The organism is Halorubrum sp. Atlit-8R, assembly GCF_003666025.1.
Lineage (GTDB): Archaea > Halobacteriota > Halobacteria > Halobacteriales > Haloferacaceae > Halorubrum > Halorubrum salinarum.
Window position 1 is genome coordinate 244,871 of sequence record NZ_QPLV01000001.1, and the last position, 26,360, is coordinate 271,230.

A 26,360-nucleotide genomic window follows, 5' to 3' on the forward strand; every position below is an offset into this window, starting at 1 on the left:
CGCCACCGCACAACGACCGTTGGTCGCTTTCGCGTCGCGTCGGCGCCGCTGTCCTCGAATACACACGAACGTGCGTATAGAAAAGCATTAGACCCGGCTCGGTGACCACGTAAGTGAATGAGTCTGTCCGATGCGGACCACGAGCTCGTGACCGCGGAGCTCGGTCGGGAGCCGACGGCGGCCGAGGCCGCGTTGTTCGAGAACCTCTGGAGCGAGCACTGCGCGTACCGCTCCTCGCGGCCCCTGCTGTCGGCGTTCGACAGCGAGGGCGACCAGGTCGTGGTCGGCCCCGGCGACGACGCCGCGGTCCTCGCGCTGCCCGAGCCCGACGCGGCCGACGACCCCGCGGCCGAGCGCGACGCCGACGACTACGGCGACACCTACGTCACGTTCGGCGTCGAGAGCCACAACCACCCCTCCTTCGTCGACCCGTTCGACGGCGCGGCGACCGGCGTCGGCGGCATCGTCCGCGACACGATGAGCATGGGCGCGTACCCGGTCGGGCTGCTCGACTCGCTGTACTTCGGCGGCTTCGACCGCGAGCGCTCCCGGTACCTCTTCGAGGGCGTCGTCGAGGGCATCTCCCACTACGGGAACTGTATCGGCGTCCCCACGGTCGGCGGCAGCGTCGCCTTCCACGGCGGCTACGAGGGGAACCCCCTCGTCAACGTCGCCTGCGTCGGCCTGACGAACGAGGAGCGGCTCGTCACGGCCACCGCGCAGGAGCCGGGCAACAAGCTCGTCTTAGTCGGCAACGGCACCGGCCGCGACGGGCTCGGCGGCGCCTCCTTCGCGAGCGAGGACCTCGCCGAGGACGCGGAGACCGAGGACCGCCCCGCGGTCCAGGTCGGCGACCCCTACGCCGAGAAGCGCCTGATCGAGTGTAACGAGGCGCTGCTCGACGAGGACCTCGTCCGCTCGGCCCGCGACCTCGGCGCGGCCGGCCTCGGCGGCGCCTCCTCCGAGCTCGTCGCGAAGGGCGGCCTCGGCGCCCGCATCGAGCTCGACCGCGTGCACCAGCGCGAGCCGAACATGAACGCCACCGAGATCCTGCTCGCCGAGAGCCAGGAACGGATGTGCTACGAGGTCGCGCCCGCGGACGTCGACCGCGTCGCCGCGCTCGCCGAGCGGTTCGACCTCGGCTGCTCCGTCATCGGCGAGGTGACCGAGGGGAACTACGTCTGCGAGTTCGCGGGCGACGCGGACGGCGACGGGGAGTCCGAGGTCGTCGTCGACGCGCCGGCCGAGTTCCTCGCCGACGGCGCGCCGATGAACGACCTGCCGAGCGAGCCGCCGAGCGAACCCGAGCGCGACCTGCCGGACGACGAGCCCCCGCTCGACGAGGCGGTCGCCGCCGTCCTCTCTGCCCCCTCGACCGCGAGCAAGCGCTGGGTGTACCGCCAGTACGACCACGAGGTCGGCACGCGCACCGCCCTGAAGCCCGGCGACGACGCCGCGCTGCTCGCGATCCGGGAGACGGAAGCGGAGGACGGGGCCGACGGCGGCGCGGACGAGTCCGGCGACGGCGTCGGCCTCGCGCTCGCCTCCGGCGCGAACCCGAAGTGGACCGCGGCCGCGCCGTACGAGGGCGCCCGCGCCGTCGCCCTGGAGAACGCGACGAACCTCGCCGCGACCGGCGCGGTCCCGCTCGCCGCGGTCGACTGCCTCAACGGCGGCAACCCGGAGAAGCCGGACGTGTACGGCGCGTTCGAGGGGATCGTCGACGGGCTCGCCGACGCCTGCGCCGCGCTCGACGCCCCGGTCGTCGGCGGGAACGTCTCGCTGTACAACGACAGCGTCGAGGGCCCGATCCCGCCGACCCCGACGCTCGCGGTGCTGGGGACGACGCGCGGCTACGACGCGCCGCCGGCCGCGCTCGACGCCGACCGCGCGGTCGACTCCGAGCTGCTGCTCGTCGGCGCGGCCGGCGACGCGCTCGGCGGCTCCGAGTACCTCGCGCACGCCGGTGGCAGCGACCGGTTCCCGGCGCTGCCCGACGACTCCGGCGGCGCCGACGACCTCGGCGGACTCGTCGCGTCGCTGGCGGCGGCCGCCCGCCACGAGTCGACGCTCGCGGCCCACGACGTGAGCGAGGGCGGGCTCGCGGTCGCGCTCGCCGAGCTGGTGACCGACGACGCCGGCGTCGACGCGACCCTCCCCGACCGCGTCGCGGCCTTCGACGAGACGCCCGGCCGCCTCCTCGTCCAGACCACCGACCCCGAGGGCGTCGCCGCCGAGGTCGGTGACCTCCCCGTCTTCCGGCTCGGCGAGGTGACGACGGACGGGACGCTCTCGCTCTCGGTCGGCGACGAGTCGGTCGCGCTCTCCGCCGACGCGATACGGGACCACCGCGACGTGATCGACCGCGAACTGGCCTGACCCGCCGGGGAGCGGCGCGTTGGGAATTCGACCGTCCGCGGTCCGTCCCCGCGACCACCCGATTTCGACGCCGCGAGAGCGAGCGATACGCTTTTAGGCACTCCTAAAGTATGTGGCGGCAACCGCGGGACGCCGGTCGGCCCGGCGCCCGCCTCTCATCGATGGCATCCACGGAACCAGTCGGCACGACGCGCTCGGTCGAGTCGGACGACGCGACGAGCGAGCGACCCCGCGACGACTCGGACGACCGGCGGTCGGCCGGCGGCGACGCCGACCACGTCCTGTCGCTGTCGGACGTGACGAAGGCGTTCGGCCCGGAGACCGCGGTCGAGGACGTCTCGCTCGACGTCCGGTCGGGCGAGCTGCTGACGTTCCTCGGCCCGTCCGGATGCGGCAAGACGACGACGCTGCGCACCATCGCGGGACTAGAAGAGCCCACGGAGGGCCACATCACCCTCGGCGACGAGGTCGTCGCCGGCGACGGGTCGTTCGTTCCGCCGGAGCGGCGCGACGTGGGCATCGTCTTCCAGAACTTCGCGCTCTTCCCCCACCTCACCGTCCGCGAGAACATCGCGTTCGGGCTGTCGGACGCCGACGCCGCCGAGAGCGAGGCGCGCGTCGACGAGCTCTTGGAACTGGTCGAGATGACCGACCACGGCGAGAAGACGCCGGACCAGCTCTCGGGCGGGCAGAAGCAGCGCGTGGCGCTGGCCCGCTCGCTGGCGCCCGAGCCCGAGGTGCTCCTCTTGGACGAGCCGTTCTCGAACCTCGACGTGCGCCTCCGGGTGGAGATGCGCGAGGAGGTGCGCCGCATCCTGAAGGAGGCGGGCGTCACCGCCGTCTCGGTCACCCACGATCAGGAGGAGGCGCTGTCCATCTCTGACCGCGTCGCCGTGATGAACGACGGGCAGATCGAGCAAGTCGGCCGCCCCGAGTCAGTCTTCGAGCGCCCCGAGTCGAAGTTCGTCGCCTCCTTCCTCGGCCGGGCGTCGTTCCTCGAAGGCGAGCTCCGCGACGGGAAGGTCGACACCGGTATCGGCCGCTTCGACGCCGTCACGCTGGAGGGATACGACACCGTCTACGACGGGGCGCCCGTCGACGTCTTGGTCCGCCCCGACGACCTCCGCGCGACGCCGGCGAGCCCGGAGCTCGCCGACGGTGTCGTCACCTCCCGCCAGTACGTCGGCCCCTCGTTCGTCTACCGGGTCGAGCTCGACTCCGGCGAGGCGGTCCACTGCCTCCACAACCACGTCGAGGAGTTCGACCTCGACGAGCCGGTCTCCTTGGAGCTCACGGCGGACCACCCGCTCGCCTGGTACCCGCGCTGAGAGCGCCGCTGGCGGCGATTTCCCGTCGATAGCCGTGCCCGGAGAGCGCCGGCGGCGCTCAGAAGGTGGCGAGGAACGGAACGGCGTACGCGATCACTAGGCCGATCAGGGTGATGGCCGCGCCGATACCGACCTCACGGGTCCCGAACTCCTGCATCGGGGCGGTCACGCGCGCGTCCGGGTCGGGCTCGTGCGAGTGGTCGTCCATGCTCGCGATTCCGGTCGGGGGATACATAAGCCCACCTGAAGCCGACGGCGCCGACCCGCCCTGGCCCGGGCGCACCCGGTGTCCCGGGCCGTCCCCCCATACGATCTCTCGACGCGATATGTAACGCGCGTCCGGCCGCGATGGGCGCTCCCGTGTCCCGATCAGTTCGGGAAGTTTCGTCAGAAAAGAAACTTACATATGGTTCGTTGCGGGACGCCAAGGTACGGGCAACTGACACAACTATGACAACAGTCCTCACGCTAGCGTTCGTCGGCGTCATTCCGATCGCCGTCGCGTTCGTCCTGCTCGCCGGACTGCGGTGGTCGGCCGCCCGCGCGATGGGCGTCGGGTGGCTGCTCGCGGGCGGGATCGGACTGACGTACTGGGGCATGGAGCTCGACTGGCTGGTCGCGTCGGCCGTCTACGGCGCGCTCCAGGCGGTCGACATCATCCTCATCGTCTTCGGCGCCATCCTCCTGATGAACTACCTCGAGGGAAGCGGCGCCATCGCCACCATCCGCTGGTACTTCGGCCAGATCGAGGAGGACAGACGCATCCAGGTCCTGCTCATCGGCCTCGGCTTCATGACGATCATCGAGGGCGCGGCCGGGTTCGGCACTCCCGGCGCGCTCGCCGCGCCGCTCTTCATCGGGCTCGGCTTCCCGCCGCTGGCGGCCGCGGTGTTCGGCCTGTTCTTCAACGCGCCGAACCCGCCGTTCGGCGCGGCCGGCACCCCGGTCATCGGCGGTACCGGCGCCGTCATCGAACCGGCGCTGTCGGGCTCGATGAGCGTCGGCGAGTTCCTCTCGATGGTCTCCGCGTGGTCCGGCGTCGTCACGGGGGTGACCTACGTGTTCTGGGGCCTGCTCGGCGTGTTCTTCCTGACGTACTGGTTCGGCGACGCCGACGGCGGGCGGAGCGTGGGCGGCGCCGTCCGCGACACGCTCCCCATCGCGCCGTTCGCGCTCCTGCTCGGCGCCGTCACGGGCGGGACGCAGCTGGCCATCGCGTGGATCGTCGGGCCCGCCCTCCCCGACATCGCGGCCGGGTTCGTCGTCCTCGGCGTCGGGCTCCTGCTCGCGAACAACGACGTCCTCGTCCCCGACCGCGAGTGGGACTTCCCGAGCGACTCGCGGTGGAGCGACACCTGGCTCGGCGGGCTGGACCTCGACGAGATCTCCCGCGACCAGCCGAAAAAAGAGATGTCGGTGCTGCTCGCGTGGACGCCGTACCTGCTCGTCGCCCTCGCGCTGCTCGTCACGCGGTGGCCCGACCTCACCCTCGCCGGGACCGAGGTGCTCGCGTGGATCCAGAGCTTCTCCGTCAGCATCGACTCGATCCTCGGCACGGAGCTCGGGTACACGCTCCAGTACCTCTACCTGCCGGGGACGATGCCGTTCATCCCCATCGCCGTCCTCACCGGTCTCATCCACAAGATGGACCTCGACGAGATGGGCGCCGCGTGGCGGCGGTCGGTCGAGCAGGTCGCGCCCGCCGCGCTCACGCTCATCATCGCGGTGTCGATGACGCAGGTGATGATCCAGTCGCAGACGAACACCGCGGACCTGCTCGGCATGATGGAAGCGCTCAGCCGGGCGCTCGCGATCGGCGCCGGCGGCCTGCTCCCGATGATCTCGCCGTGGATCGGCGCCATCGGCTCCTTCATGACCGGGAGCAACACCTCTTCGAACATCCTCTTCAGCGTGCTCCAGTACAACGCCGCCGAGACGGTCGAGCTCTCCCGGACGATCGTCGTCAGCCTCCAGAACGTCGGCGGCGGCCTCGGCAACATGGTCTCCGTGCTGAACGTCGCCGCGATCTGCGGCGTCGTCGGCATCACCGGCCGCGAGGGCGACCTGCTCCGCAAGGCCATCGTCCCGATGGCCCTGTTCGCGCTGTTCGCCGGGCTGTTCGGGATGCTCTTGAGCTACGTCTTCGTGCCCGGGCTGTTCTGAGCCCGCGGCGGGTCGGTTCGGAACCGGGCGTTTCGGGCTCGGTTTCTGAGAGCCGTCAGATCGAAGCGGAATTTTATCCGCGGTCGCATCGACGACCGTGTATGGGCGGCGTCGACCTCACCGACCGCGGACTCGTCGTCGACCGCGAGCCCAATCGCCTTGACGAGCTCGCGGTCAGATTCTCTCGGGTGCTCTCGCGCCTCGACATCGACCACGTCTTCGTCGCGGGCTACGTCGCGATACTCGCCGGGCGGTCGCGTTCGACCGAGGACGTCGACGTGTTCATCGAGCGCTGCTCGTCGGAACGGATCGACGACCTCGTCGCCGAACTGGAGCGTGAGGGGTACTGGGGACCGGCGATGCCGCTCTCGGACACGTACGGGAACCTCGCCAGCGGGACGAACATCTGGGTCGCGCCGGACGGCGAGATGACGCCACACCTCGAACTGAAGTTCCCGAAGGACGAGTTCGACCGCGCGTCGCTTGCGAACGCGATCGACGCGCACGTCGGCGGCGAGACGGTCCCCATCGGCCCGCTCGAACTCCAGATCGCGTACAAGCTCTCGCTCGGCGGTCGGACCGACCTCGAAGACGCCGCGCACCTCTACACTGTTTTCGAAGAAACGCTTTCCCGCGACCGGCTCGAAATGTGGGTCGAACGACTCGACGTCGAAGACCGCTATGAGCGACTCACAAACACCTAAAGAGGGCTCGGCCGGAAGCGATGACGGTCCCGAGCGACCGCCCCGCTACGAGCAGGTGATCCGGTGGGCCGAGTATATTAACACGCAACCGCCGGAAGTATGGGGCCCGCAACAGAACGCGGTCGTGAACGGCCAGATCGAGAGCGCGCAGGCGGTCGACATGAGCGCCGAGGAGAAGAAGCGAATCCGGGAGTTCGCGGACGAGACGTTGCGGGCCGAAGGTGAGATCAACGAGGAAAATAACAGCGAGGAGTAGATCGACGCCCGAACTCAGTCGTAGAGTATCTCATCGATGTCCGCCTCGTCGGTTGCGACCCCGGAACTGACTCGGCCGCGCCGCATTCGTTCTTTTTGTTCCTCTGATAGCCGGAGGGGCGATACCATACCGAAGCCTCTCTCACGAGCCGTAATAGTCGTTACTCGAACGACTCCAACTTCCCGACGTTCCTGGTGTACACGTCCGGCGCGACGTACCAGCCACGGTCGATCATCGCGTCGATCGCCTCGGCGGACAACTTTCCGCGTTTCACCGCCGGGAGGAAGACGTGCGCGGTCCCGCGTGTCTCGACCCCCCCGACCGCAGCCGCCGAGCGACCCGCGGCCTCGTCCATTACCGCGACGCCGTCGCGCGCGTCGGCACACGCGAGCACCGCGACATCGGCGTTGCTCAGCCCTGAATGACGCTCAAGCCGTGTCGCGACCGTGGAGCCGTCGAAGTTGACCTCAACGACGTCGAGGTTCCCGCCCTCGACCGCCCGCTCGATCCAGCGCGCGTCGTTGTAACCCGCTTCGACCCTCTCGGTCACGACCTCGTGGTACACCCATTCGAGGACGAGCTGCGGGTCCGAAAGTTTCTCGACGACGCCCAGCCGTTCCGCCCTCGCGAGGTAGATTAGTGAGGTCGCGTCGAAGATCCAGGTCACAGGTTGTCGAGGTCGGCTTCGAGGTGATCGGACGAAACCCACGGGCGGTCAGATTCTCTGACGAGCCGCGCGAACTCCCAGACCGACATCTCCGCGAGCCCGGCGGCCCTGGCAAGCGATACCTCACCATCCGCGAACCAGTCGAGCGCGCGTTCCCGGCACCACTCGTCGAGCCCCTCAGCAAGGAGTTTCCTGACTGCCGTACTCCGGTCGAGACGCTCGGACTCGAGGTACGCCTCGAGTTCGGCTTCGAGGTCGTCAGAGACGCGGGCGGAGATGGTGGGCACACTGTTTGCTATGTGTACGATGTATTCATAGGTCTCGGCGGGACTCCCCCGTCCTTACTCGGAGCGTGGATTGGCCGTCCAAACATCGAGGGCGACAGTCTCCAGGTAGAGAGTACCTATATGGCCGCGGAGATAATACACACGTATATCTGAAACGGGTACGAACGATAGCGGTATCGACGACCCCGAGACGACGATCAACGTGCGCGTCACCGAGCGCCAGTTGGTGGAGATCGACGCGGCCTGGAGAGAAGAGGGCTACACCTCTCGGAGCGAGTTCCTCCGGCACGCGATCCGGGACGCGACGGAGCACCCGGGTGCGTCACGTGATATGCTGGCGAGCATCGCGGCCGAGGAGTACGCGATGCGGAAGGGTGTGAGTGAGGCCGTCTCTCGCGCCGAGGTCGCCGAAATGATCGATGACGAGGAGTAACGACTGGACGTAGGAACTCCGGCGGCCTGCCGCGCAGGTCTTCAACGGACTCGACGCGCCGATACAGCGTCGGATCGTCTCGAAGTTCGACGACATCGCGACCGACGAGTAGTGGACCTTCCCGAGTATATTGAACCGTTTTCGGGCGTTCCTCACAGCAAGAGACGGATCGGTGGGTCCACCTTGTTGGATTCATCTCCGCCCTGAAGCTGTAGATATTCTCCTTGTTCTGAGAACAGACGGTTTCTGTTAAATAGTTCCTGCCAGATATATTGAAAAGGAAATGACGGTGCTTGATATCGTTGCGGAGACATCCTCAGTGACGTTTTTTGCTGTGGGTGTTGCGCTCGCCTTTGGACTTCTACTCGCCTACGCAGCAAATTCGTCTGGCTATTGACACATTGTCACACATCAACAGAAACGTTGCTGGTCTCTACCGGGACTCAACAACGTCAATCCAGATATGAAGATCCCGATACGCATTCTCTTCTGCGGGCGATTCCGGCGCGGTCCCTTTGTACAGTAAATACTTGACACGGAGATCCTCTCCCGACTGTGTCGGACGTAATGTGTGTGGTTCGTGATGTGTACTGTTATGATCTACTGTAGTTTGAAATCGGTCAATCTCTTCACGGTCACGTACAACGGTGGTATTCCCGTCTCGTTCTACCGTTTGGAGTTGGACAACAACTGTGTACGTCGTTGTCTCATACTCGTTGTTGCCGATCCCAACAATCAATTCGCTCTGCTCACCAACTGTAAGCTCCTCCGGATAGCCGTCCGCGACTAATTCACCATCCTCGGATTCACTCAGTAAATAAAATTCAGAGAACTGTTCACCCTGTGGTGGGACAGCAACTGCGTACCCGACACTGCCAACAGCTAGCAACACCGAGACCGCAAGTGCGAGATTAAGCGCCGCATCCATCCGGCTATCTGGATTAAACAGTTCGGCCTTCCCGGCTCCGATCCACGATCGATACGGCACTTGAAACTGCTCTTCAGCAGGCAATTTGTGGCGTTGTCGTGCTGCGACACCCACACAGACAAACGTGAACACGGTGACTGACAGAGCAATCGGTGCCAGTCGAATCCCCCATGGTGTAAAATTCAGGACTAACCCGATGAGCGGTACAATGGCAATGGATAAGCCAAACGAGAGCGCGACCCGTTCGATTCCATCTATTCCCTCCCGCTGGTGTGCGTGTTCGCTGGGAGTGGCGGCCTGTGAATCGTCTACCTCTGCTGTGTCAGTGTCCGGAACTGGGCTCGGTTCTGTCCCAGTTTCAGTTCCAACTTCCGTCTGTGTCTGCTCGTCGTCTTCTGTAGCTGTTTGACCCTTTTCAGGAAACAACGCCGCAATCAGTGCGTAGCCGGGGAGAAACAAGACAAAGCCTAAACCGAAAATAACTCGCAGCGGCGTCTCATTTATGACTGGAAGAAAGACACTCCCCAATGTGAGCAGCGTGAGTACAACGACCGCTGCTAAGTCGGCAGGCAGCCGCCGGATTGGTCGCGGAAGAAGCAACCATGCCGTCTGCCGATCACTCATAGGTAAAAATCGGATACCGTAGACAAAAGCCACACGGTGTAAATCTGTACTAATTTGTGACTATAGTAACTATATTCCATTAGCATATACTCACAACCAAGATGCGCACACGGCTTGTCCACCCGACAGACTTCCAAATTCTTGAAGCGCTTTCGGACGGTCGACGGGATACAGCGGTTAATCTTGTGATGATTCAAGACAAGAATAGAGACTACATCAATACACGCTTGCCTATCCTTGCTGACGAAGGACTAATTCATCGGATCGGCCCCGCTGACTCTTCTGGGTTGTATCAGATTACACCGCGAGGTGTTGTCGCTTCGCAAAATCAAACGTTGGGCGCTTGCTGAACAAGAACCGCTAGTTACGATCACTGATCCTACTGTTCATCAAATCTCCGCATCGGAACAGTGAGCCATTATCTCGATATGTTGGATACTCCGATTTAATTTACGGAGAATCGAGGAGAAAGCCTCCTGAAATGCTCCACCTCACCCTTTGAGAATGAAGTACGATTCTCGCGCCCACAATTGTACTCGTACAACCAGAGAAGTATTCGCTACGTGATAGACCCGGTGCTCCTCCGTCGACAGAATCTAACCAACAAACATTAGTTAATTCACGAAACAACTATATTTGGTCGTCCTTTTCTCCCACTCTAAGAGGGACGATCGACAGACAGCGCAGGAGCTCCCTCCGCGCGCTGTTTGTGCTGTCCCGGATCCGCATCGCTCAGTCACAAGCAGGAGGTTTCGCTGTTTACATGACTACATCTGACATCACGGCATCAACAATTGATCCGACGGCACCCTCCACTCAACGCGTATGCGAGTGTGTGACGCGATGCGCTGTGCTACAGAGATCCAGCTTGGATTGGCAACTTAGCTCGGGGAAGATTTCAACTGAAGCGGTAGCGCGGAGTCCCCTTCCTCAAGGAGCGACCGAAGGGAGCGAGTAGGGAGGGGAGGAGCGCGTTCGTATCTGTCACAAACACCAGTCTATAAATAGCCACTTATACACATTGAATACGTGGCAGACGACTACGTGCGTCGGACGGCAATCACCCGCCTCTCGGTAGATGGCGAGCAACGCGAGTTGCTTGAGGAAACCATCTCCGAGTGGAAGCGTGGTTGCCAACTCGCCACGGACATGGCGTGGGGGAAGTGTAACGCCAAGAGCGACGTACAACCCCTCGCCTACGACGACGTGCGCGAGGAAACCGACCTCGGGAGTCAGCACGCGATCCTCGCCACCCACCAAGCCGCACAAGCTATCACCGGCTGTCTCGAACGCCGCTCGAACGGCAAGCAGGTCAGTAAACCCACGTTCACCGCACCCACGGTAACGTACGACACTCGAACGATGACGCTGTTCGATGACGATACAGTGTCGCTCTCCACGACGGAGAGTCGCGTCCGATGTGACCTTGCGCTCCCTGAAGCCGAGGATGGCTACCAACGGCAGTACTTCGACTCCGACCACTGGAGCGTCACGGAAAGCACACTCACCGCTCGTGACGGTGACTACTTTTTGCACATCGGCTTCCGCCGACCCAAGACCGAGACCGAGCGAGATACCGCCGAGGACGGAACGGTTCTCGGGGTCGACCTCGGTATTGAAAACCTCGCCGTCACTAGCACAGCACGATTCATCAATGGGCGCGAACTCTCACATACCCTCCGTGAGTTCGAGAAAGTCCGTGTAGGACTCCAACAGACAGGCACGCGAAGCGCCCACAGAACGCTCGAACAATCAAGTGGACGCGAACTACGATACGTTCGTGACGTGATTCACCAAGCGTCGAACGCGATTGTGGATGGAGCACTTCGATACGAGTGCGACGTGATCGCGTTCGAGGACTTGACCGATATCCGCGAACGAACGGGTGCGTCGTGGGGGCACAAGTGGGCGTTCCGAACGCTGTACGAGCAAGTAGAGTATAAAGCCGAAGCGGAAGGTATCACGGTGAAGCAAGTGGGGTCGGCATACACATCGCAACGGTGCGCCGAGTGTGGATTCACAGCCGAGGAGAATCGTGCGACTCGTAACGACTTCCGGTGCGTGAAGTGTGAGTCGGAAGCGAACGCGGATTACAATGCGGCGAAGAACATCGGGATGCGGTATGTCCGTCGAGGCCAACAGTCGTCTCGGCGGACGGGCGACAGTCAACTCGCCCTGAAGTCTGGAACGGTGACACCGAGTGGCGGATTCGCCGCCTACCCGAAAGGGTTCGACGCCGAGTTCATGGACAAGCCCCACCCTCAAAACGCCGAGGGCGTTTAGGGTGGGGTAGTTGACATGATCGAACCTCCGTCGACGGTGAGCGAGACCGAGCGGACGCACTCTCGATCGTGGCATTCCCAGCTCGTCCCGGTCCATTCGTCGACAGAGCGCCACCACCCGGAACGCTCCTGTCGCGGTTCGAATCGGTAGCGACGTCGCGTGGCGTCCCCGCATTCGATTTTGATTGTGAAACACGGATCCGACTGGATCTCTGTGGCTGCGGTGCCGCCGTCTGCGATCGCGAGTGTCGCCATCGATGCTGGCTCGACTGGGGTTGTTGTTTCGGTCATGGGCTCTTCGGGCGGGATTTTGTCCGGCCCTCACCCAATTCGGGGAATACAAACCGTTTCTGGAAGGTTCGACCCAACCTCACGGCGAGTGTTTCCTTCTGTGGTTGCTGTCGCCCCATTGGATACCGAATGGCACTCGTTGGTACGAAGTAGGGGGTTCAGTAGGGGGTCAAAGAAAACTCCAGCGAGGTGGTAGTAGGTGACTGATCAAAATCGCATGATAGAAGAGAGGTAGGGGATAACCAACCCGACTGATTAAAGAAGAATAAGAAGACTATGCTGGAGGCGGTGAAAACAGGTCAACACTCCTTCCGGCACGGAGGCCAGAAGAACTCCGTCAAAAGAGAATTGCGCAGGCAGAAGAGAAAGCCACGTTCATTCAGCAGGTTTCGATGCGGAGCCTCCGGCCTCAAGGAGCGAGGGGTTCCGACACTCAGTCGGAAGCGCGACGCGAGTAGGCCGGAGGGGAAGCCGACACGAGCTTTCACAGCCGTTATGTTATAGAGACGGCAAGGCGAATACACCCGCCTTCAGGCGGGTGATGAAGCTGACATAGTGGGAAGCAATCCACTAGCCGAACGTCTGTACCGAGTTTCACATACGGAGATTTAACCGACAGGCCGCTCTATGTGAAGGCAGGAATCGGTCGGAACGGAGCGGATTCCGAACCGTCCTTCGGAGGCGGCCTGTCCGCCCGCATAACGAAGTCGTTCGAAAATCTTCGATTTTCGTGATCACGAGAGACTTCGTCTCTCGGACGACAGTATCCGAAAGAGCAGTCGGTGAACGCCACATCCTCGAAAGGTGTGTCTCTGCCGACTGCTCAAAGCACGCGACATGATACCTCCAACTCCGCTGATGCCTGCCGGCGTCCCCGTGGCAAAAACAACATGTGGGACGCCATACACGGTGAAGGATAGGGGTAACGGCCACTTGGCATGGCCAGCAGTCCACCAGTCCGACACTGTGGGACTACCCGTGCCCGAAAGGTCTGGGAGTCAACTGATTGGACTACAAACCTGAAACTCCCACCGCTCGGGATTCCTCCGCGTTTACGCGGAGGAGGATGTCAAACCATATTTTACTGCCAGCTAGTGCCGTGCGTCCACAAGTGGCACGCAGTACGGGCCGCAGTAGCCCGGCCCTGAATGGTGGGTTTGTCGACCCCGAAGGGCGTCCGGTAGGCGGGGCGCACGAGACGCCCCGTCGCGCCAATTAAGGGCGAGAACCACATCAAAGCCCAACCCTCAACGAGTGAGCTGTAAGGCCGAGCGAAGTAGGGTGGGGTCGGTCACGAGGAATGGTCTGAGCGCTCGAATCACCATATATATTATATTTCTGGCTATCCTGCTCAGTTCAGAATATCACTTTCCAGAGAAAGATACAAATAATGAAATATTTAGGTGCTATACCTGATCTGCTGAGCGGTGACTCGAACGCATTTCACTAGTGGGTTGTGACTCATCACACCTGTAGTTTCAGCAATTGGTTGTCAGATCAGCAGCGTGGCTGACTGAGTTTCAGTTGTGGTGGAGAGAAATTGGAGCGTCCACAGAGTATCTATCTAGACAGACCTGATTGATCATCGGCTCCGTCCTGTCCAGTGGAACCGTCATCTTAGCCGCCGTTGACAACATCTTCTTCTTATTCTTCTTTAATCAGTCGGTGATGTAACCCCCTACCTGCGTTACGTCATGCGTTTTTACTCTTCTATCTGCTACTGATCTGCCAGCATACGGTTAATCAAAATTTGACCCCCTAATCGATAGCAGGCTCGCCTATCGAGATCGATCATCAAATAGCGAGTAGAGGGTCGATCTGACCCCCTACAAACTGAATATCCAACAAGTATGCCGCCGACTCGCGCGAGTGGCCAGCGGCTCACGATCAACGTGCTATGAAAATCATGAGTGATATTTTGGCCCAACAGAATATATACGGCTGATTGCTCGCTTTGCTTATGCGATGATCGTAGGTAATAATCACAGCGAGTATGAACTACTCTCCACGGTCACATCAGCCACCGAATATCGACGACAATTCGGTTAGATGATGTGTTTGATAACATACTTGTGGTTGTCTCACGTGGGGGCAGTCAGATCGAATCTCCACCGGGAGGATCAATGCTACTAGATTCTCGACATGCGTCGACTCCTCGCTCGCTTACCGAACTCACGCCACCACCGGATGAGTATTGGGCACGGATCGTTCCTCCTGGCGTTCAGGATTCGCGGGCCCGCGTGGGCGGGCCGGTCGTTGGAATGTTGACGCCGATCGTTGCTGAGATACTTGCGGATGATCTGGCGAGCGGTATCGAGATACTCTCGTATCCGGGAGTGGATCACCAAGAGTATCTGTTGCGGCCGTGGTCGCCGATTTCGTTTCCAGAAGACGAGGGGGAGCCGCCGACACCGGGGCGACCAGAAACGGTCGACAGCGAGATCGTGCGGTTTGCCATGGTGGTGAAACCGCTGCTTGTTCAGCGATTCGGCCTTGAGGTCGTTCACCAAGACTGGACGCCGCTTGGACAGACCCCGGTATTGACCGACCGGCTCATGAGTGTTGATGACCGCCGCATATCGCTGTCACCGTCCCGGACAGAGAGTTCCTTTGGCGCCTATCTTCACAGGCTTACAGACACGTCAATTCCGACCGTCGTGCGGATGCGGCTGCTACCGACAGATCGGGAGACGTACTTGCTCGAACAACAGATCGGGTACTTCGATTACCCACATCGATATCTCCTCCCGGCTGATAGTCTCTCCGTCCTTGGAGACACCCCGGAGACGGCGATCGCAGATGCGTATGCCGAGTCGGATCTCACGTCGCTGTTTCTGGTTCTTAACGACCTGCTCGACAAGCCGATGGGGTTGCCTGAGTCTGCGCGTGATGCGTACCGTGCTCGATTCATCGAAGACACGGCCGGGTCTGCTACAGAGACTGCTCTCGGGATCGACAGCTTCGAACAAGGGTATGAGTTTGATCGGCTTGTCGGCCGCTCAGAGCAGACAGATCCGCTTTCAGCCCTGTACTCTGCGCTCTCTGGAACGCCAACAGTCGAGATTACGCCTGACTCGCTGGCGCAGTATCTCGGCTACGTGCCAAACTACGGGCCGGATCAATGGACCGGACCGATGTGTACGGATCGCAGCCCGCCAACGCTTGAAACAGTCACCATCTCACAGGAGGCCAGCGGAACGCAACAGTCACTTACTACGCCGACGCAGGATCCTCCACAACGCCGCCGAACCAACACCGATCAGGAGACACCGTCATTCACGACGCTCACACAAACCAGTCTTCAACGGCTCAAAGAGTACGGTGATACCGTCATCGAAGCGCACGACGACGCATGTGCTGATAATACGTTCGTGCGGACGACACCGACGGGTGACAGCGACTACGTCGTTGTCGGCACACGCGAAACGCTTGCGGCAGGCGATCTAATCGCGACGGTTGCGGCCGGCTCGGACAGCGCCGGCGCCTTGTTTATCACCGGTTCACAGGCGGATGCACGCTGGATGATTTCTCGTCTTCGGCATCCCGTTCGAACGGCCGGTGAGCAAACCCACCTATACACACGACGGGATCAGTACTGGCATTCTGACGAGTTGATCGCGCTCATCCCGCAGGGAGTCACATACAAGTGGCAGGTGTTTCCGGACGGAACACTCGAATTACTCGCTGATGAGACGGTGGCGGCAACTGGTGATGTGAACAGAGGTCTTCACAACATCACCGCAAACGTCCGCTGGGGGCGGCTGAGAGACACGGTGTTTGACGTATATCACGCAGATGGAACATCCTTGGCTACGAATCAGTCGTATGATGCCGTCTCCACCCGCTATCAACCGGTGACGGTTCCAGCTGTTCCCTCACGGGTTTCATATCTCAATCACGCAGCCGTGTTCGTTCTTGAGGAAGGCCAACTCGTCCATCAGCTCCCGCAGCTCCAAACCGGGGCACAGTCCCGAGACTGGTCGAGGACCGAACTGGAGGCGTTTCTCTCAGATTTCACCTGCTTGTGGCCCGGTGATCAACTCGAGAAATCCGCTGTTGGTGTGCCGTTTCAACACTATCTCTGCGGGCTCACGAATGACGTTCCGCCGCCAGCAACGCTTGTTACCAAGTACCTCGACGATCTTGGGGTCTCATTTCAAGCGATGTCTCACCGCGAAGACGGGAACCCCGTGCCCGAGATCCGAACCCGTCAGTGGCGATATCCGCTTGAGGCGACGCCGGACCCGTTCGTCGAGACCGCACTGACAGCGACCAACGAGACCGCACGAACACTCGATTCATCCCAATGAGACACGACATAACACACCGACAAACCGCGACGACACCACGCACAGGGGAGAGCAGCTGATGAGCAACGACACCCAGGGTATCAAATCGAGGTGGCCACGCATCGGCTGTGTTCGAGTAACACTGCCTGACGGCGACCAGCAAGATGACCGGTACCTCCGGCCTGTCTCACTGCGGCCCGTCGTCAACCAGATCTTCGGGAAACATTCGAATATCACCCGACTCGAAATTCTCTCGTGGCCCGGTGACTCACAACAGGAGTGGATTTTCTTCCCCCGGGGAGCCAACGCAACCGAACTTGATGAAAACGCGATCACCCCGGATTCAGCTGCCCTTTCTGAAATCAACGAGGCGCTGACAGAGACTATCGCAGATCGTGAGGAGGTCAGCGGTATCCTCACCACTGTCAAAAACGCCTGTGAAGAACATCTCCCAGGATCCTTCGGATACGATTTCTGTTCGGTGGATCTGGCGCCACTTGAGAGTACGATCCGGCCGACATCACGATTGATCGCCCGTGAGAGCCCGGATCTGAAGCCGTTTACCTGGCGCAGCCCGCACCCGATAACGGATCTGTTTAGTCATCTCTATGACGCAAGTCTGCCACATCTCTTTCAGGTCATTATCGATAGGGGAAAAAACTCGGATTACCAGGTTTCCCAGCGACTCGCAGTATACCCGCCAAACTACGGTATTGCGACGGGACACGATCTGGCGAAGTTGCTTGAAGAAGGCCCACAGGTCAATCTCTCGCGGTTCTATGACCCGAACACGAACAAGATCCTCTCTAACTTCGATCTGGACAGTAGCAAGTATTTCAAATTCGAAGTCGATGAGGAGACGGGAAAACGGACCGCAACGAAACGATACAAACACGGTGAACAAGCAGCCAAAGACGCCCAAAGGATTCTGGAGGGCAAACGTGAGTGTTATGAACTGTACGCTGGGTTTCACGATACGGACGCGAAGTTACGAAACCTGTACCCCTCAACTGACTACTACACAAAAATTGCCGTCAATGAATCAGACATCTCTGCGTTCATCAAACTCGTTCCGAACTACTACGCGTACACACCGTGGTCGTTATTGAACTACCAGATACAAAAGCCCGAGATCATCGGTAATATCAAAACGTTCGCTGCCGGCTCACGTGCGCCTCACCGCACCGACTCCGAAGAGACAACAGAAACGTCAACGTTCGCAACACAGGGAAGTGATCTTCACCAAGAGTACGTTGAACAGACACGCAAATACTATGAGCGAGAAGGATACGAGGTCGAAATATTGGATGACCAGAGTACGGATTCCGTTCCAGATCTCCGTGTCCGGAAAGACGGAATCACGCACGTCATCGAAGTTGAAGTCGCCGGAACGAGTCGACCGGCAAACGTCCTGACAAACGCTGGCCGCGCGTTCAACGAAAACCTCAATCTGATCTTTGTCGCGGAAAACAAACGCAAAGCACAGCGACTCGTGAAGATCCTCCGGCATCCGGTTAAGAAAAATACCCCGGAGGGGGCTCAACTATATACGTATTCAGAGGCGCTGACGCTTGCGGATGGCGGACAGCCGTTGCTTCCAGCCGGCACCGATGAAACCTCTTCGACGTGGTATCTGCGTCACGATCGGGAAGCGCTTGCTGATGGGGCTCCGGAAACGGGGTATCCACCGCGGGATGATGAACTCCAGTTAGTTGTTGATGGAGACGTGATTGCGTCTGGGCCCGCGGATGAGTCCGTGACGACCTGGGAGTATGACACGACAGTCGTGACCGACGGGGAGATCCCAACTGGCCGGACACGCATCCATGCGGGATTTGTACCGTCGCGATTGTCCTACTTGCGTGGCGTCGAGATTCGCTACGTGAACGGCAAAGAGCTCTCTATCCTCGAAAAAGACGATTACCCGACTGAGTGGGATTACTCTGATGCAGAAGGGAAGCGAAAACGATACCGCGCGGCGTATGATAAGTTCATCACTCAAAAGACGGTTCCCGTCTCTGGTGGTGAGATCGACAAACGAGACGTAATGTCGACGATACAAACTGAGTTCTACAAGCCACAAACCGGACTCAAAGCGCCTGGGCCAGGGGAATCCGGGAAAGCGCTTCGGGACTCAGTCAACATCAAACCGAAACAAGAGAATACGCTTCACGTCTTGACTGACCGGGTGTGGCGTTGGCGGCGTGGCATTGAGTCGCCTGACACTCCGTTTACTGCTGGTGAGTCGTTGGGGTTAGACGACTGGGGGTGAACAATCTCACCTAACTCACCCGCTGGTCCACCTTCGGTCAACTATCTCTCCTACTCGCCCACGATGTACAGGCGGAGCGGGCCGCGTGTCTCGGAACTTGACCGCGAGGCGATTCACTCGTCGGGTGTACTCTCGAGAACGGACACAATCTCGGACAGATCGAAGAGGCGAACCGCATCTCGTTCGTCTGCGGCTTCTTTGACGGATCGGTTGAATCCAGAGCGACTGAACGTTCCGTCCGGGGCGCCGTACACGGTCGACGAGCAGCGGAATTTCGTCGCGAGCGACGAGCGGGACACGACGAACCACGGAACGCGAGTCGCGTTCATCCTGTCACGCTTCGCCCCGAAGGCTGTCTACAGCTTCTGTAACCCCACTAATGGGCTCGGCTTTGAATGTTGAGTTTTTAATACTCATCGACCGAAAATGGCGGTTAAGACGGTGTGTGAAGTACCTCGGGATCAAGCCCCGAGGCTTCCCGTTTCCACGACGCGCTTTACAGATTCCGCGAGGGAATCCACAGGGAGCGCAGTCTCCGCGCGCGTGGATTCGGAGTCTCCCACTCCTACTTGGTGGTCACGGCAGAGCGTCTGACCCGGCTTGTTTTATCCGACTAAGCCAGACGCGAAGTGTGCCGTCACACCACTCTGTTTGAGATGTTTCGAGTTAATGGCTTGGTTCACGAGTTGTCGGCTTCATCCACGGGGTCAAGCCCCGTGGCATTCGCCTCGCACCGCTTGTAAACGAGCGCTTCACGCCGCCGCGGGCTCCTCACCGGAGCCACTCGCGGTGAGCTCGACATCGAGGCGGATTCGCTCGTACGGGAGGTATGGGCGCTTCGAGCGGTCGTCGTCTTCGACGATGAACACAATGCCGTAGTCCGCCAGCAGCGTGACATCGTCGTGGACCGTCTTGTAGTCACGATCAAGCGCCTCCGCGAGCGCGCTGATGCTCTCAGCAGCCCCCTCGGTGTTCATGAGTGTCTGAAGGACCTCAATCCGCCGATCAGTGAGAATCTTCCGCAGCTCGCCGACCGTCGCGAACGACACCACTGCGGGCTGTGGGTCGCTGTCTGCGACTGCGTCAATCGCGGTGAGCGTGTCCTCGAACGCATCGTCGAACGATTCGACGGTGATGCGAAGGACATCGGGATGGGGCCGGTCACGAGGGTCACTGTACTTGTCGGGCCAGCCGTCGTGGTCGGGTTCAGTCATTGGTTTCCTCCGTGTCCGTCAGCGTCGCGATCTCGTTTAGGAACCGAGTCACGTGCGCCGAGAGCCCGTGGAACTCGATCGCTGTGTCGTCGCCGAATCGAACGTGTCGGTGATGCCAGCCGAGATCGTCGTCGTCGTGCGCGTCGTCGTACCGGAGCAGTTCGCCGGTTTCGGGGTGGTAGTACTGAAACCGGTAAAACCACCCGTCCGGATACTCCTCGTCGCGGACAGCGAATATCTCCACGCGCCCACCGGGAACAGCGCGGTTCAACTCGATCGGGTGACGCTTTGGCATCCCGTTGTACTATGATGTATGATGTTATAGGTCATAAGTATACGGGAAGAGATGTCAAAAGACAAGCTGCTCTGTGGAATCCGTAGAAGGCGTCAGGATTAGCTGAATACAGGCGCTAAGCCCCCTTCCTCACGGAGCGAACGGCGTCAGCCGTGAGCGAGTAGGGTGGGGTAGTTCACCAGTCACGATCTGGTAGACGGTTCAACTGAACTGGTAGCGCGGAGTCCCCTACCTAGCGGCCTCGTCAATGAGCTCGTCGGCCTTCTCGCGAAGTGTTCCAGTCATATGAAGCCCGTGTGAGTCAATCCGTCTTACGAGATCGTGTGCTGCCTCTCGATCAAGTCCCTCCTCTACTGCCCGAACGATCACACCGACCGTTCCAGTGACTGTCGCCCCAAGCCCACGAGCCGTGGTTCGAACACGCTGGTCATCTGAGACGACACCGACTGGTCGCTCCTCAGCCGTGTAGGCCAACACAGCAGCAATCAGAGAGACGTCTCCATTCTGTTCTACTTCGCCAAGGACCTCTTTGGCTTGCTCAACACGATCCTGAACAACTGGATCGGCCGTCGCAACCGCATCCTGCGCAATGAACCGGCTCAGATTTGTCTGTGCGGGCTCTGTCGTGACCTCACGTTGGACTGTGGGAAGGACAACAAGTGTACCGCTAAAACTCGTCAGCTGTTCGAGCTCACCGATCGTTCCGAGTACGATAAGCGTCGTCGCATCGAGAAAAATCCGCGTCACAGCTCACGCGCAGCAGCGGCGTCTGCTTCGATATCCTCTGGAGACAGTTGCGTTGTGAGATTATGTTTACGGGCGATCTCGAGCCACTCTGCGAGACTGACACCGGCAAGTCGAGCCGCCTCATTAACCGAGAGCTCGCCACTTTGATACCGTTCGATCGCGACTCGTCGACGGATAGATGAGAGACCTTCTGCGAGTGCTTTCCGAATGACTGTACTCTTGTCTTCATCTAACAGCTCACTCACCGCTTCAAGTTCGTCTTCATCGTCATCAGGAACTCGGGCACTAATTGACGGCATGTATACATCGTAGCACGTTGTACTACATAATGGTTTCTCATAGCGGAACACGGAGGAAGCCCGCAGCTTCAGCTGTGAGAGGATATCTAGCCGAAGTCGTAGTCGCTGTCGCAAGCGTTGACGTACTCATCGTTGCCCGCTCGATCCGGCACGAAACACGGACCACTCGCACTCGCGATTAACACCGGCGCCTCGATGTCGAGATCACTGCGTCGATCCACCAGCTGGGCACGGTCTCGCGGAGCTCGCTCACCCGCGGCTCGCGGCGAGTGCGGAGCGTCCCCTGGGGTGGGCGATGTTCAGTCAGCGGTGGGAGCGACTTGTTGGAGAGATCGTCGATGGTGACGATCCGCACGTCAAGGAGTTGTGCGAGGTACCACGCCGGGGTGGTCACGCCCCACGCCACCACAAGCCGGGGCTACTCATCACGCCATGAGCCCCATACCTCTCGATACTTGCCGAGTTCACGGTACTCCTTCTTCCGCTCGAAAGCGTCGATGGCGTAGATCACCTCGTTGTCTTTGTCCCAATCGATTAATACGCGGAAGTCACCGATTCGAAGCTTGTAGCCGGGGTGGTTCTTTAGCCGATCAAGAAAGTGGTCGGGGAAGTCCACGATGTCCTCCAATTTGTTGATGATCCGTTCAGTGTCCTGTGTTTCAAGCTTCTCTAACGTTTCGACCAACGTCTCTGTCAGAACGACCTCGTGAGCCACTGTTCACCCCCTCACTCGTCGATACCAAGTCGTTCGCGGGCCTCATCCGTGGACATCGTTCGGCCCGCCGCCACGTCCGCATAGCCCTCCGAGACTCCCTCTTGCGCACCAGGGGTCAGAATTGGCTCCGTGGTGTCGCGTAGCACCTCACGAATGAACTCCGACCGGTTGGTGTACTCCAATTCCTCCGCAAGCTCGTCGATCTCTGCGAGAAGTCGTTTCGGGACCTTCACGTTCAATTTGACCATGTCCCCGTCGCTGTCGTTGTCTGCGCCCGTACTCATACATCGTGGTACACGGGTGGTACTAATAGAACTGTCGCCAGCTGGCTGGATGTCAGCATCGTCGCCAACTTGTTGCCAAGAGAGTGAATCTTGTGTCTACAAAGCCGTCATATATTTACACCATATTGTCACAAAAGAATCCCGCCGAGTCGTATCTCATCACGGTACTGGTGGCAGTGTGGCCGGAAACGCCGCGTTCACCCGAAGTCGTAGTCGCTGTCGTAGGCGCTGACGTACTCGTCGTTGCCCGTTCTGTCTGGCACATAACACGGGCTTGTCCCCCCAGCGAAGAACACTGGCGCCTCGATATCGACGGTGCGCTGCCGGGCCACGATCGACGGTACGTGTTCACGGAGTTCCCTCACGGAGGGCTCTCGGCGGGTACGGAACGTTCCCACGGGTGGCCGATGCTCTGTGAGCGGCGGCAGCCCGTCTTTTGCGAGATCCTCGATGGTGAGGATGCGAACATCAAGTTGTTGCGCGAGCGTCCACGCCGAGGCCGTGACGCCTCTGGCGACGACGAGGACGGGCATTGCGCGAGCCAGTGCGGCCCGGTGGGAGATGGCGGCGACAGCGTCGCGACCGACGAGGGTTGCGTGCCAGTCTTTACACTCACCGACGATGAAATCGTCCGGCTCGTTTCGTGGGGATTGTCGGCGCGCGAGGACGTCGGTCTCAAGCCCGAAGAGCTGCTCATTGCGGGCGGTGAGATACCCCCACGCTTCGAGCGCGTCAGCGAACTTCCCTTCGAGCCACCGGCCGTTCGTAGGGTCGTGATCCGAGGGTGTCTCGTCGGGGTCGCGGCCGCCAACCTTCGGGATCTCCTCGTGGTCTTTGGAGTCGTCACTCATCTGTGGCCTCCAGAGCGGGTGCTCGCATGGCGGTTTCGACAAGCGCAGTCCCGAGTGCCTCTGCCGCGGTTGGGGTGAGTACTGCGTCCGTCGTCTCGTCTGGTCCCTCGACACTGAGCGTGACCGTCGGCTCTGTGGATGTATCGAGGCGCACGGTGAGCGAGCCGTCGTGGTGGGTGACGAGCCGATCGCGTGTAATGTGGGTGGTGAACCTGAAGGTGGGTGCTGTCATTGTGTGTCACCCATCTGGTTGGAGTGGAGCGGGAGCGATGCCTGTACTGTTGGGTGGTTGGAGTACATGCTGGTGGGTTGTGAGTGGTCTGACGGCGGTTCGATGGGGTGGTCTGGTGGCTGTTCGTCAGGGTGGGAATCGGGTGGGTGTCTGTGGTGACGCGCGTGCGTACTGGGTGAATTCATTGGGTGGGTGGTGGTGACTGTGGTTGGCCTTACGCCGGCGCTCTCCGGGTGCGGCTGGCCGGTGGCGTGGCTCATCACCACTTGATCGGGTGTGGTTGGCTGTTGGTGCGTCTCCAGCGTACCTGCCGACTGTCGAGCGCGCGTTGCTCGGATGGTCCAGCGGCGGTGGCCATCCACCTGTACCGCACAGACCCGATCAAGCGCGCGAACATCGCGGAGTCGCCGATCATAGCTGCTCGCAGAGATGTCGGCGCGCTTGAGGAGCTCACTACGGCCGAGCGGCTTGTCGGCACGCAGCAAGGTGGCGTACAGTTTGGTCGCGCTTGGCGCGAGATCCGGCCGGAACCGCTCCGGCGGGAGCGTGGCCATCGCGCGCTCGACGTCGGCAGGGGTTGGGTGGTGAGACTCGTTTAGCGCTTGGTGGAGACTCGCCACGACGTCGTACGGACACGCTCTGTGGGTGTCCGCCGGGCCAAACGAGCGGAGACAGAGCCGCACGAGCCGCTGGCGCTCGCGGGGTGTCCACTGTACGTCGTGGGTCATCGCGACCTCGTCGATCACCCGCCGGATGGCGGGGTACGTTGTCGCGTCTCGAACGGGGATAGCGAGAGTGGGTGCGTCTTCAGTGCCCTCGGCGATCGCTTCACGAACGGTGGCGAGTTCCGTTTGGAGGGTGGTGGTGATCTCCTCGTGGAGTTCGGTGATTGTCGGGCCCGCAATCACCCACGACATCGTGAGATTAATTCGATCAGTTGGGTCGACATCGTAGGGGAGTCGCCGGCACAGTTTTGCGGGCCGATCTTCGAATAAGAGTCGGTAGCCCGAGTGAATTCCATACGCTGATTGTTTGGGGACCGTCTTGGCGAGGAACTCACAGAAGTCTTCTCGGGTCTTGTGATTGCGAGCAAGAGACGCGGTGTCTGGGACTCTGAGCGTGGTTGTGAGGTTGAGTCCGGCCGCTTGGTACAGTTGGGTGACAGAGGCGATGAGCCCGTGGAGATCTGCGAAGAGATCGCTGCGAGCAGCGGTGTCATCGCTGTCTGTGAGTTCAGCGAGGCGGGCGAGCAGCTGATCGCGAACGGTGGTGATTCGATCCCGCCACGCCTGATAGGTGGCGTCGTCGTCGCTAAACCACCCGACTTGGTGGCCACGCTGGATGATGCGGGGTGTGTCTTCAGTGGAGTCAGTAATGTTCTCGAACTGCTGGCCAAGCCGTGTTGGGGTGAGGATTTCTGCGAGTGCTTTCTCGCTCAGTAAGGCACTCGCGAGACGTCCCAACGTGGCTAAGGGGCCACCCCACTGGAGCACGACGAGCGTTTCTGTGTTGGTGTGGCTGAGATACGCGACACGGCCGTCCTCGAATGCGTCGAGTGGATCGTCGACGAGCGTGATGCTGTCATCAGTGGCAGGGATGGCGAATCGCTGGTGGCGGGTGGGTGAACTGGCGTTCGGGTCGCTGAGCCACTGGACGTACTCGGCGTCGTCGGCTGTCTCGCCAGTTGCCGTGACCCACTCCTCGGTAGTGGGGCCCCCTGCCCGGCGGGACGACACTGTACTTGTGAGTTCCTGAGGGGTCCCAGTAAGACGTTCTCCCAGTTGGCGCTGATCCGGGTGGATGAGCGCCTGTGTGTCGTCAAGACACGCTTCGACGGCCGTCTGTCCCAACGCGGTGAGCTGGACGGTGTTTTGTTGGCCACGCCGATCGACCGTGACAAGATCGCGTGCTTCGAGATCGAGGACGTACCGACTGATGGTGCCTTCAGCGATGTCGAGTGTGGACTCATTCGCGAGGTCAGCATACGAGCACGCGTCCTCGTCGGTGAGACACGCGAGCAGGCGGCGTTTCGTTGGTTCCGTCTCGAGATCGCGGATGGCTGCCCACGCGTCGGCGACGCGTCGTGACTGCTGCTGGTGGTGGCCCGGAGTGGGGGACCGATCCCGACTGTTAGTAAGATCGAAATGAATCTCGGTCCACTGTGGATACCGCGCGCTGAGGTGTCGTTGGAGGGCGGGTGAGACACCGACCCGAACACAAAACCCGTGTGCGAGTACGGCGATCGTCGCGAGCGCGCGCACCCCGGTGCGGCGATCCTTGAGGCTGGTCCAGGCGGCCCCATCAAGCAAGAGCGTGATGACGCGTGGGTCGCTGTCGAGTTCTCGATGGAGTGCGACCGGGCCCTTGGCGAGCGCTCCCAAGCCGGCGTTGACGGGACCACGCCCAGTGCCGATCGACTCGACAGTGTCGACGAGGTCAGCGTGACGCTGCTGGTGGTACGTTGATCGTTCCTCGGCCGTGTCGTAGGTGGTCGCGAGTGTGGTGATCGCGTGGGTGTACGCGACCGCTTCGGCGACATCGTCGGTCCACGCGTCGTCGAGGGAGTTCCATTCAGGGTGGAGTCGCGAGCAGAGCGCGGTGCTTGTCCGCCACGAGTCGATGCGAGAGTGGTTGCGGATTGTTGCTTCGGTACGTGGTCGAAGTTCAGAGAGCAGGTCTGGAAGCCACTCTGTTCGCCGTGGCGTGACTCCCGAACAGACGAGTCCGTCTGTGGATTCGGCCGGCTTGTTGCTGGCGAGATGGACCCCTCGCTCAGGGGCCGCAGGCTGGTGTGCCCGCACCAGCAATCACCGTGGGTTG

23 protein-coding genes are annotated in these 26,360 nt (G+C 60.9%); 10 read left to right on the forward strand and 13 right to left on the reverse strand.

From position 1 onward, the window contains the following. Window positions 1-117: 117 nt before the first annotated feature. Together purL and DVK05_RS01180 are read left to right on the forward strand one after the other, a co-directional pair. Complete coding sequence (gene purL, locus DVK05_RS01175) at window positions 118-2,379, forward strand: phosphoribosylformylglycinamidine synthase subunit PurL (protein WP_121561624.1); 2,262 nt, start codon at window positions 118-120, stop codon at window positions 2,377-2,379. A gap of 161 nt (window positions 2,380-2,540) precedes the next feature. After that, window positions 2,541-3,707, forward strand: coding sequence for an ABC transporter ATP-binding protein (locus tag DVK05_RS01180; RefSeq protein WP_121561625.1), 1,167 nt, complete (start codon window positions 2,541-2,543; stop codon window positions 3,705-3,707). A 58-nt stretch (window positions 3,708-3,765) separates the two neighbouring features. On the opposite strand, the gene DVK05_RS17205 is transcribed toward DVK05_RS01180, so the two are convergent. Continuing rightward, on the reverse strand, window positions 3,766-3,915 hold the full coding sequence (locus tag DVK05_RS17205) for a hypothetical protein (RefSeq protein WP_199712272.1): 150 nt from the start codon (window positions 3,913-3,915) through the stop codon (window positions 3,766-3,768). Between the two features lie 242 nt (window positions 3,916-4,157). Here DVK05_RS17205 and DVK05_RS01185 point away from each other — a divergent pair, with 242 nt between their 5' ends. The 3 genes from DVK05_RS01185 to DVK05_RS01195 all read left to right on the forward strand — a co-directional run bounded on the left by DVK05_RS01185 (window position 4,158) and on the right by DVK05_RS01195 (window position 6,830). Then, window positions 4,158-5,870 (forward strand): L-lactate permease, encoded by a 1,713-nt coding sequence (locus DVK05_RS01185; RefSeq protein ID WP_121561626.1) that lies wholly within the window; start codon window positions 4,158-4,160, stop codon window positions 5,868-5,870. Between the two features lie 101 nt (window positions 5,871-5,971). Next, window positions 5,972-6,574 carry a hypothetical protein gene (locus DVK05_RS01190; protein WP_121561627.1) on the forward strand — a complete coding sequence of 201 codons (603 nt, stop codon included), beginning with the start codon at window positions 5,972-5,974 and terminating at the stop codon, window positions 6,572-6,574. After that, on the forward strand, window positions 6,552-6,830 hold the full coding sequence (locus tag DVK05_RS01195; RefSeq protein WP_121561628.1) for a hypothetical protein: 279 nt from the start codon (window positions 6,552-6,554) through the stop codon (window positions 6,828-6,830). Before DVK05_RS01190 ends, DVK05_RS01195 begins: the two co-directional genes overlap by 23 nt. A gap of 160 nt (window positions 6,831-6,990) precedes the next feature. On the opposite strand, the gene DVK05_RS01200 is transcribed toward DVK05_RS01195, so the two are convergent. Both DVK05_RS01200 and DVK05_RS01205 read right to left on the reverse strand, forming a co-directional pair. Further along, window positions 6,991-7,497, reverse strand: coding sequence for a DUF3368 domain-containing protein (locus DVK05_RS01200; protein ID WP_121561629.1), 507 nt, complete (start codon window positions 7,495-7,497; stop codon window positions 6,991-6,993). Next, window positions 7,494-7,784 (reverse strand): UPF0175 family protein, encoded by a 291-nt coding sequence (locus tag DVK05_RS01205; protein WP_121561630.1) that lies wholly within the window; start codon window positions 7,782-7,784, stop codon window positions 7,494-7,496. The genes DVK05_RS01200 and DVK05_RS01205 overlap by 4 nt, the downstream gene beginning before the upstream one ends. Before the next feature lie 202 nt (window positions 7,785-7,986). On the opposite strand from DVK05_RS01205, the gene DVK05_RS01210 reads away from it, so the two are divergent. Further along, window positions 7,987-8,217, forward strand: a complete 231-nt coding sequence (locus DVK05_RS01210) for a ribbon-helix-helix domain-containing protein (protein WP_233559327.1) — start codon at window positions 7,987-7,989, stop codon at window positions 8,215-8,217. A gap of 433 nt (window positions 8,218-8,650) precedes the next feature. Here the strand turns inward: DVK05_RS01210 and DVK05_RS01220 are convergent, their stop codons facing one another. Then, window positions 8,651-9,769: a DUF1616 domain-containing protein gene (locus DVK05_RS01220; RefSeq protein ID WP_121561632.1), complete on the reverse strand. Its 1,119-nt coding sequence runs from the start codon at window positions 9,767-9,769 to the stop codon at window positions 8,651-8,653. 101 nt (window positions 9,770-9,870) lie between these two features. On the opposite strand from DVK05_RS01220, the gene DVK05_RS17485 reads away from it, so the two are divergent. From DVK05_RS17485 to DVK05_RS16710, 4 genes are all read left to right on the forward strand, one after another. Next, window positions 9,871-10,119: an ArsR family transcriptional regulator gene (locus tag DVK05_RS17485; protein WP_369333268.1), complete on the forward strand. Its 249-nt coding sequence runs from the start codon at window positions 9,871-9,873 to the stop codon at window positions 10,117-10,119. 679 nt (window positions 10,120-10,798) lie between these two features. After that, window positions 10,799-12,052 (forward strand): RNA-guided endonuclease TnpB family protein, encoded by a 1,254-nt coding sequence (locus tag DVK05_RS01230; RefSeq protein ID WP_121561633.1) that lies wholly within the window; start codon window positions 10,799-10,801, stop codon window positions 12,050-12,052. Window positions 12,053-14,603: 2,551 nt separating this feature from the next. Next, window positions 14,604-16,652 carry a hypothetical protein gene (locus tag DVK05_RS16705; protein ID WP_147437681.1) on the forward strand — a complete coding sequence of 683 codons (2,049 nt, stop codon included), beginning with the start codon at window positions 14,604-14,606 and terminating at the stop codon, window positions 16,650-16,652. Between the two features lie 58 nt (window positions 16,653-16,710). Next, a complete protein-coding gene (locus tag DVK05_RS16710) occupies window positions 16,711-18,903 on the forward strand; it encodes a hypothetical protein (protein ID WP_147437683.1) in 2,193 nt (730 codons plus the stop codon). 752 nt (window positions 18,904-19,655) lie between these two features. Here DVK05_RS16710 and DVK05_RS01250 read toward each other — a convergent pair. The 9 genes from DVK05_RS01250 to DVK05_RS01290 form a co-directional block, all read right to left on the reverse strand. Next, a complete protein-coding gene (locus DVK05_RS01250; RefSeq protein ID WP_121561636.1) occupies window positions 19,656-20,117 on the reverse strand; it encodes a hypothetical protein in 462 nt (153 codons plus the stop codon). Then, window positions 20,110-20,361 (reverse strand): DUF6516 family protein, encoded by a 252-nt coding sequence (locus DVK05_RS01255; RefSeq protein ID WP_233559326.1) that lies wholly within the window; start codon window positions 20,359-20,361, stop codon window positions 20,110-20,112. The genes DVK05_RS01250 and DVK05_RS01255 overlap by 8 nt, the downstream gene beginning before the upstream one ends. Before the next feature lie 279 nt (window positions 20,362-20,640). After that, window positions 20,641-21,159: a hypothetical protein gene (locus tag DVK05_RS01260; RefSeq protein WP_121561638.1), complete on the reverse strand. Its 519-nt coding sequence runs from the start codon at window positions 21,157-21,159 to the stop codon at window positions 20,641-20,643. Beyond that, on the reverse strand, window positions 21,156-21,458 hold the full coding sequence (locus DVK05_RS01265; protein WP_121561639.1) for a UPF0175 family protein: 303 nt from the start codon (window positions 21,456-21,458) through the stop codon (window positions 21,156-21,158). The genes DVK05_RS01260 and DVK05_RS01265 overlap by 4 nt, the downstream gene beginning before the upstream one ends. 418 nt (window positions 21,459-21,876) lie before the next feature. Next, complete coding sequence (locus tag DVK05_RS01275) at window positions 21,877-22,173, reverse strand: type II toxin-antitoxin system RelE/ParE family toxin (protein WP_094532084.1); 297 nt, start codon at window positions 22,171-22,173, stop codon at window positions 21,877-21,879. 11 nt (window positions 22,174-22,184) lie between these two features. Then, on the reverse strand, window positions 22,185-22,457 hold the full coding sequence (locus tag DVK05_RS01280) for a ribbon-helix-helix domain-containing protein (protein WP_094532086.1): 273 nt from the start codon (window positions 22,455-22,457) through the stop codon (window positions 22,185-22,187). A gap of 197 nt (window positions 22,458-22,654) precedes the next feature. Further along, window positions 22,655-23,308, reverse strand: a complete 654-nt coding sequence (locus DVK05_RS01285; RefSeq protein WP_121561640.1) for a hypothetical protein — start codon at window positions 23,306-23,308, stop codon at window positions 22,655-22,657. After that, window positions 23,301-23,540 carry a hypothetical protein gene (locus DVK05_RS16715; RefSeq protein ID WP_147437685.1) on the reverse strand — a complete coding sequence of 80 codons (240 nt, stop codon included), beginning with the start codon at window positions 23,538-23,540 and terminating at the stop codon, window positions 23,301-23,303. Before DVK05_RS16715 ends, DVK05_RS01285 begins: the two co-directional genes overlap by 8 nt. Further along, window positions 23,537-26,341 (reverse strand): MarR family winged helix-turn-helix transcriptional regulator, encoded by a 2,805-nt coding sequence (locus DVK05_RS01290; protein WP_233559325.1) that lies wholly within the window; start codon window positions 26,339-26,341, stop codon window positions 23,537-23,539. The genes DVK05_RS16715 and DVK05_RS01290 overlap by 4 nt, the downstream gene beginning before the upstream one ends. Window positions 26,342-26,360: the final 19 nt, after the last annotated feature.